Origin of the sequence: Mycobacterium sp. 1465703.0 (assembly GCF_001672975.1) — a bacterium.
Classification (GTDB): Bacteria; Actinomycetota; Actinomycetes; order Mycobacteriales; family Mycobacteriaceae; genus Mycobacterium.
In genome coordinates this window covers 1-6,429 of the sequence record NZ_LZKU01000150.1, presented here as the reverse complement: position 1 = coordinate 6,429, position 6,429 = coordinate 1, and the positions used below count along the sequence as shown (strand labels likewise).

Sequence of the window (6,429 nt, the reverse complement as noted above, 5' to 3'; positions counted from 1 at the left end):
CCGCGCGCAGTTCCTCGACGAAGTCTTCGGCCTCGCCGACCGGAATGAGCGAATCGTCGTGACCGTGCAGGACGAAGAACGGTGGCGCATCGGCACGCAGCCGTCGGATCGGCGAGGCGTCGACGAAAATGTCGCGGTGGGTGGCGAATTTCTTTTTGACAACCAATCTTTGGAGCAAGTCCACGAATTCGCGACGACCCTCGCCCTCGGTGGAAAACCAGTCGTAGCGTCCGTACACCGGCACCGCGGCGACTACCGAGGTGTCGGCGTCCTCGAAGCCCGGCTGGAACTTCGGGTCGTTGGGAGTCAGTGCCGCCAGCGAACACAGATGGCCGCCGGCGGATCCGCCGGTGATCGCCACGAAATTCGGATCGCCGCCGTAACGCGAGATGTTCTCCTTGACCCAGGCCAGCGCGCGTTTGACATCGACGATGTGGTCGGGCCAGGTGTGCCGCGGGGACACCCGGTAGCCGATCGACACGCACACCCAGCCGCGCGCGGCCAAGTGACTCATCAGCGGATAGCCCTGCGGGCGGCGCATTCCGATCACCCACGCGCCACCGGGCACCTGCAGCAGGACCGGCGCCTTGCCATCACGGGGCAGATCGTGGCGGCGCCAGATGTCGGCGAGATTGGCCCGGCCGTGCGGACCGTACGACACCACGTTGGTCTTCTCGACGTAGCGGCGGCGTGCGACGGTGTTGCCCAGGGGCAGGGTGCGCCGCCCGCTGCGCCTCGGTTCGGTCTGGGGCAGCTTGTCCAGCGCCTCTTCGTAGTCATCGCCGAGTTCGTCGCGTAGCCCCGCCTCCAGCACCGGGCCCGGGGTGGTGATGCCCCGATACTTGATCACCCCCAGGACGGCCCAGGACGCCACCGTCAAGGCCAGCGCGGCCTTTCCTCGCCGCCCCGCGAAATCGCCCCGGCGGCCCCGCCGTAGCGCGTCGAGCAGCGACGCGGAGAAGTACACGCCCGGCACTTCGGAAGTCGGCCAGCCGAACCAGAACACCAGGACGGTGCTGTAGCCCTTGCGGGCCAGCGGGCGTAATCCGTTGGCGGCGTTGGCCAATTCGAGCGCTGCGCGCGTAAGCGGCCGGGGTTTGCGGATCGTCCGGGTCAGCCGCATCAGCCGTTCACCCGCGCTTGCAAGTCGGCGCGCAGGATCTTGCCGGTGCTGCTGCGGGGGAGTTCGTCCAGCACGGTGATGTCGCGGGGGATCTTGTAGTTGGCCAGGTTCTCCCGCACGTGCTGCTTGAGCGCGTCGGGGGCGGCGGCCGCGTCGAGCCCGGCGCCTGGCTTCAGCACGACGAAGGCCGCGAGCCGCTGCCCGTATTCCGCGTCGTCCACGCCGATCACGGATGCCTCCGCCACATCGGGGTGAGCCGCCAAGGTTTTCTCCACTTCGATCGGGTACACATTCTCTCCACCGGAAACGATCATCTCGTCGTCGCGGCCGACGACGAACAGGCGCCCCGCTTCGTCGAGATACCCGAGGTCGCCCGACGACATGAATCCGGCGTGAAAGTCTTTGGTGCTACCGGAGGTGTAGCCGTCGAACTGAGTGTTGTTGCGCACGTAGATGCTGCCGACCTCACCGGTGGGCAGCTCGTTGAATTCCGGGTCCAGGATCCGGATTTCGGTTCCTCCCGCGGGCCGGCCCGCGGTGTCGGGCGCCGCGCGCAAATCCTCCGGAGTGGCGGTGGCGATCATGCCGGCTTCGGTGGCGTTGTAGTTGTTGTAGATCACGTCGCCAAAGGCGTCCATGAACGCGATGACGACATCGGGTCGCATCCGCGAACCAGACGCCGCGGCGAATCGCAGCGACCGGCCGCTGTAGCGGCGCCGCACCTCGGCGGGCAGCTCCATGATGCGGTCGAACATCACCGGCACCACGGCAAGCCCGGTGGCCTGGTGGCGGTCGATGAGATCCAGGGTGGCCTCGGGATCGAACTTGCGCCGGGTGATCACCGTGCAGGCCATGGACGCGGCGAAGATCAACTGGGAGAAACCCCACGCGTGGAACATCGGCGCCACGATCACGATGTTTTCCTCCGCGCGCCACGGCGTGCGGTCCAAGATTGCCTTGAGCGTTCCTATCCCAGCGTTGCCACCGGTTTGGTTGGCGCCCTTGGGTGTTCCGGTGGTGCCGGAGGTCAGCAGGATCATCCTGCCCTTGCGGCCGGTGCGCTCGGGCCGTTGTCCGGCGTGTTCGGCGATCAGCTTCTCGACGGTGAGTTCGTGTTGCTGATTCGTCCAGGCCACGATGCGGGCGGCGTTCGGCTTGTCGGCCAACGCGCGCTCCACCGTCGCGGTGAACTCCTCGTCGTAGACCACGGCGTCGACGCCCTCGCGGTTGACCACCTCGGCCAGCGCGGGCCCGGCGAACGATGTGTTGAGCAGCACGACGTCGGAGCCGATCCGGTTGACGGCCACCACCGACTCCACGAACCCGCGGTGGTTGCGGCACATGATGCCCACCACCTTCGGTTGACCCGCGGGCAAGCGTTGCAGCGCAGCACCGAACGCGTTGATCCGTTCGTCGAGTTCCCGCCAGGTGAGTGTGCCGAGTTCGTCGACCAGTCCGGGACGGTCGGGGCAGCGCTGCGCCGCACTGGCGAAGCCCACCGTCATGCCCATGCCTTCGCGGCGCATGGCCGCGGCCATCTTGAGGTAGCGGTCGGGCCGCATCGGCGCGATCATGCCGGCGCGGGCCAGCGTGGTGACCACGCCGAGTGTTTCGCTCAGGGGATTCGGCATGGCTCAGCCCAGAATCGGGAAGCGGCGCTTGGCGGCGAGTTCGGTCAGGGCCTGCTGCATCACCGACCGGACGTACTCGTCGACCTCGTCGACGTCCGGGTCGTCGCCGAACTGCTTGGCGATGTCGATCGGTTCCAGCACCTGAGTCACGATCTTGGTGGGCAGCGGCAGATTCGGCGGAATGACGGCGCTCAACCCGAACGGGAAGCCGAACGACAACGGCAGAATGGCGCTGCGCAGCAAGCGTTTAATCCCCAGCCGCTCGGCCAGCCAGGTGCCGCGGGTCAGATAGAACTGGGTCTCCTGCCCGCCGATGGACACCGCCGGCACGATCGGGACGCCGGCTTCGATCGCCGTTCGGATGTATCCCTTGCGGCCGTTGAAGTCGATGACGTTCTCCGAGAGGGTGGGCCGGTAGGCGTCGTAATCGCCGCCGGGGAACACGATGACCACCCCGCCGGACCGCAACGCCTCGGCCGCGTTCTCCCGGTTGGCCCGGATGTATCCGGTGCGCCGGAAGAGGTCTCCGGTGGGGCCGGTCATCAGGATGTCGTGGCTCAGCGTGTAGACCGGCCGGTCGTAGCCGAGTTTGTCGTAGAAGTGCACGCTGAAGATCGGGACGTCCATCGGGAACATGCCACCGGAGTGGTTACCGACCACCAAGGCTCCGCCGGGCGGGAACGCGTCCAGGCCGTGCACCTCGGACCGGAAGTAGGTCTTCAAGACCGGCCGCATCACCGCCATCAGACGCTGGGTCAAGACGGGGTCGAATTTGCCGATATCCCCGCCGTCGGGGTTGCCGTTGTCGGTCACTTTCCTCCCTTGACGCCCGCACGCGGCCACTTCGCCGAGTCGAGCCTCTCGATGGTAGCGATCGGGGCGCAGTCGCTGTCATGGTGTTTCTGTTCGGGTATGTGTACCCACGGGACCCGGGCGCTATTGTTAGGACTCCCTACCAACTCCTCAAGAAACGGGGACCCGATGGACGTTGCCGGTCTGTCATCTGAGCGAGGCACACGCTCGAGTACTAGTCACAGATCGGCCAGCGCCCGTGATCGGCGGCGCTCGCGCACCGTTGTCCGCGTGGAATCAACTCGTGCGGGGCAAGAACCGTCCCGGGCCGTCGAGCGGACGGCCGGTGCGCTGGTCGCGGCCGAGCCGGACACGCCGGATGCGCTGCAGGCCGACTACTTCCTGCGCCTACTCACCGGTCGCCGCGGCCTGATCGACCAGCGCATCGACGACTGCCAGCGCAAGATCATCACCGCCGAAGCCAAGGGCGACGCGGACGCCGGGGCGAACTTCCGCCGTCTGCTGCAGATCGCCGAGCAGGATCGGCTGACGGTGGACACCCTGATCGACAAGCTGCGCCGGCGATTCACTGCCCGGGTGCCGGGCGGGGCGGCGGCGGGTCCGGTACTCGTGCTCCGCCGAACGGGTCCGACCGCGCGCTGAAGCAACTTCTGCTGCAACGGATTTGGTGATCGGTTCACCGATGCGGCAGTCGGCGCGCAAGCACTGAAACGCACAACGCGGCACCCCCGCGCGCGTGTGCCGATACATTCTTATGGGCCAGCTGGTTTTCAGACAGGAACGAGGCCACCCATGGGATTCATGGCTCCCGAGTTTCCCGATGTCGACCCCGGGACGTGGCTCGCCTTGCCGCGCTCGACCCGGCGCCAGATCATGACCCGGCATTGGGTCGAGCACGGCTTCGGTTCCCCGTACGCGGTCTATCTGTTCTACGTCTTCAAGATCGCCTTGTACGTCGCCGGCGCCGCCGCGGTGATCTCATTGACGCCTGGTCTGGGCGGGCTCGATCACATCGCGCACTGGTGGACCCAGCCGATCGTGTACCAGAAGCTGGTCGTCTTCACGCTGCTGTTCGAGATCCTGGGCCTGGGCTGCGGATCGGGGCCGCTCACGGCGCGCTTCTGGCCGCCATTCGGCGGCTTCCTGTACTGGTTGCGGCCCAACACGATTCGGCTGCCGCCCTGGCCGGACAAGGTGCCCTTCACCGGTGGTGACAGCCGCACTGTCGTCGACGTGGCGCTTTATCTCGTGGTGCTGGGCTCCGGCGTCTGGGCGCTGCTCTCACCGGGTCGGGGCGGCCCGGTCACCTCGGGCGGCGATGTCGGCCTACTCAATCCCATGTTGGTGGTGCCCGCCATCGTCGCGCTGGCGCTGCTGGGACTGCGGGACAAGACCGTCTTCCTGGCGGCGCGCGGCGAGCACTACGGCTTGACCCTGCTGGTCTTCTTCTTCGGGTTCACCGACCAGATCGCCGCCTTCAAGATCATCATGCTGGCGCTGTGGTGGGGCGCGGCGACGTCCAAGCTCAACCATCACTTCCCGTATGTCGTGGCGGTCATGATGAGCAACAGCCCACTGCTGCGCGGGCGGGCGTTCAACTGGTTCAAGCGCCGGCTCTACCTCGATCCGGTCAACGACCTGCGACCGTCCTGGATACCCAAGGTGATGGCCCATGTCGGCGGGACCACGGCCGAGTTCGCAGTTCCGCTGGTTTTGGTGTTCGTCGCCGACGGACACAAGTGGGCGTGGTTCCTGATCGCCTTCATGGTGCTGTTCCACCTCAACATCACGTCGACCATTCCGATGGGAGTTCCGTTGGAGTGGAACGTTTTCTTCATCTTCTCGCTGTTCTACCTGTTCGGGCACTATGCCGGCGTCACAGCCACCGGGTTGAGCTCACCGCTGCTGCTGATCATCCTGATCGCCGCACTCGCGGTGGTGCCGATCGTGGGAAACCTTTTCCCGCAGCAGATTTCGTTCCTGCCGGCGATGCGTTACTACGCGGGAAACTGGGCCACCAGCACCTGGTGCCTGGGCAAGGGCGCCGAAGACAAGATCGAGGCCAACGTCACCAAGGCGTCGGCGCTGGCCCCCAACCAGCTTGCCCGGCTTTACGATCCGCAGACCGCCGAACTCATGATCGACAAGTTGATGGGCTGGCGGTCCATGCACACCCATGGGCGCGCGCTGGGCGGGCTGGTGGCCCGCGCGTTGCCCGACGGCGCCGACGAAGCCGACTACCTGCTGCGCGACGGTGAAATCATCGCCGGACCGCTGATCGGGTGGAACTTCGGCGAAGGCCACCTGCACAACGAACAGCTGCTGGCCGCCGTGCAGCGGCGCTGCGACTTCGACGAGGGCGAGGTGCGGGTGATCATCCTGGAAGCCCAGCCGATCCAGCGGCAAACGCAGGCCTACCGCATCGTCGACGCCAAGACCGGTCTGATCGAAGAAGGCTACGTCGACGTGGCGGACATGCTGAGCCGGCAGCCCTGGCCCGAGCCCGGCGAGGACTACCCCGTCCACGTGACGACGCAACGCAGCACTCGATGACCACCGCGGTCGTCGTCGGCGCAGGCCCGAACGGTCTGGCCGCCGCGATCCATCTCGCCCGCCACGGCGTCGCCGTGCAAGTGCTGGAGGCCCGCGACACCGCGGGCGGGGGAGCGCGCTCGGCCGAACTGACGGTGCCCGGGGTGATCCACGACGTCTGCTCGGCCACCCACCCCTGGGCAGTCGGTTCGCCGTTCTGGCGGGAGCTAGACCTGCAGCGCTACGGGTTGACGTTGCGGTGGCCGGAAATCGACTGCGCACATCCGCTCGACGACGGCACCGCGGGCGTGCTGTACCAATCGATCGACC

6 protein-coding genes are annotated in these 6,429 nt (G+C 66.8%); 3 read left to right on the top strand and 3 right to left on the bottom strand.

Annotated features, from left to right (window positions below; all coding sequences use genetic code 11):
- The 3 genes from A5625_RS13300 to A5625_RS13290 all read right to left on the bottom strand — a co-directional run.
- A partial coding sequence (locus A5625_RS13300) for an alpha/beta hydrolase (protein ID WP_066994142.1) occupies positions 1-1,123 on the bottom strand: 1,123 nt, incomplete at its 3' end.
- Positions 1,123-2,754 carry an acyl-CoA ligase FadD12 gene (gene fadD12 / locus A5625_RS13295; RefSeq protein WP_066994139.1) on the bottom strand — a complete coding sequence of 544 codons (1,632 nt, stop codon included), beginning with the start codon at positions 2,752-2,754 and terminating at the stop codon, positions 1,123-1,125. The genes fadD12 and A5625_RS13300, both read right to left, overlap by 1 nt.
- Positions 2,755-2,757: 3 nt before the next feature.
- Positions 2,758-3,498 carry a lysophospholipid acyltransferase family protein gene (locus A5625_RS13290; protein ID WP_232003652.1) on the bottom strand — a complete coding sequence of 247 codons (741 nt, stop codon included), beginning with the start codon at positions 3,496-3,498 and terminating at the stop codon, positions 2,758-2,760.
- Positions 3,499-3,837: 339 nt separating this feature from the next.
- Here A5625_RS13290 and A5625_RS13285 point away from each other — a divergent pair, with 339 nt between their 5' ends.
- The 3 genes from A5625_RS13285 to A5625_RS13275 form a co-directional block, all read left to right on the top strand.
- Positions 3,838-4,209, top strand: a complete 372-nt coding sequence (locus A5625_RS13285; RefSeq protein ID WP_066994133.1) for a hypothetical protein — start codon at positions 3,838-3,840, stop codon at positions 4,207-4,209.
- Positions 4,210-4,359: 150 nt separating this feature from the next.
- On the top strand, positions 4,360-6,120 hold the full coding sequence (locus A5625_RS13280) for a DUF3556 domain-containing protein (protein WP_066994130.1): 1,761 nt from the start codon (positions 4,360-4,362) through the stop codon (positions 6,118-6,120).
- Positions 6,117-6,429 (top strand): NAD(P)/FAD-dependent oxidoreductase (locus A5625_RS13275; protein WP_156748195.1); only part of this gene is annotated, 313 nt, incomplete at its 3' end. The genes A5625_RS13280 and A5625_RS13275, both read left to right, overlap by 4 nt.

Bases quoted from the DNA above. Each gene is read 5' to 3' on its own strand.
- fadD12 (WP_066994139.1), bottom strand. From the start codon at position 2,754: ATGCCGAATCCCCTGAGCGAAACACTCGGCGTGGTCACCACGCTGGCC.
- A5625_RS13290 (WP_232003652.1), bottom strand. From the start codon at position 3,498: ATGGCGGTGATGCGGCCGGTCTTGAAGACCTACTTCCGGTCCGAGGTG.
- A5625_RS13280 (WP_066994130.1), top strand. From the start codon at position 4,360: ATGGGATTCATGGCTCCCGAGTTTCCCGATGTCGACCCCGGGACGTGG.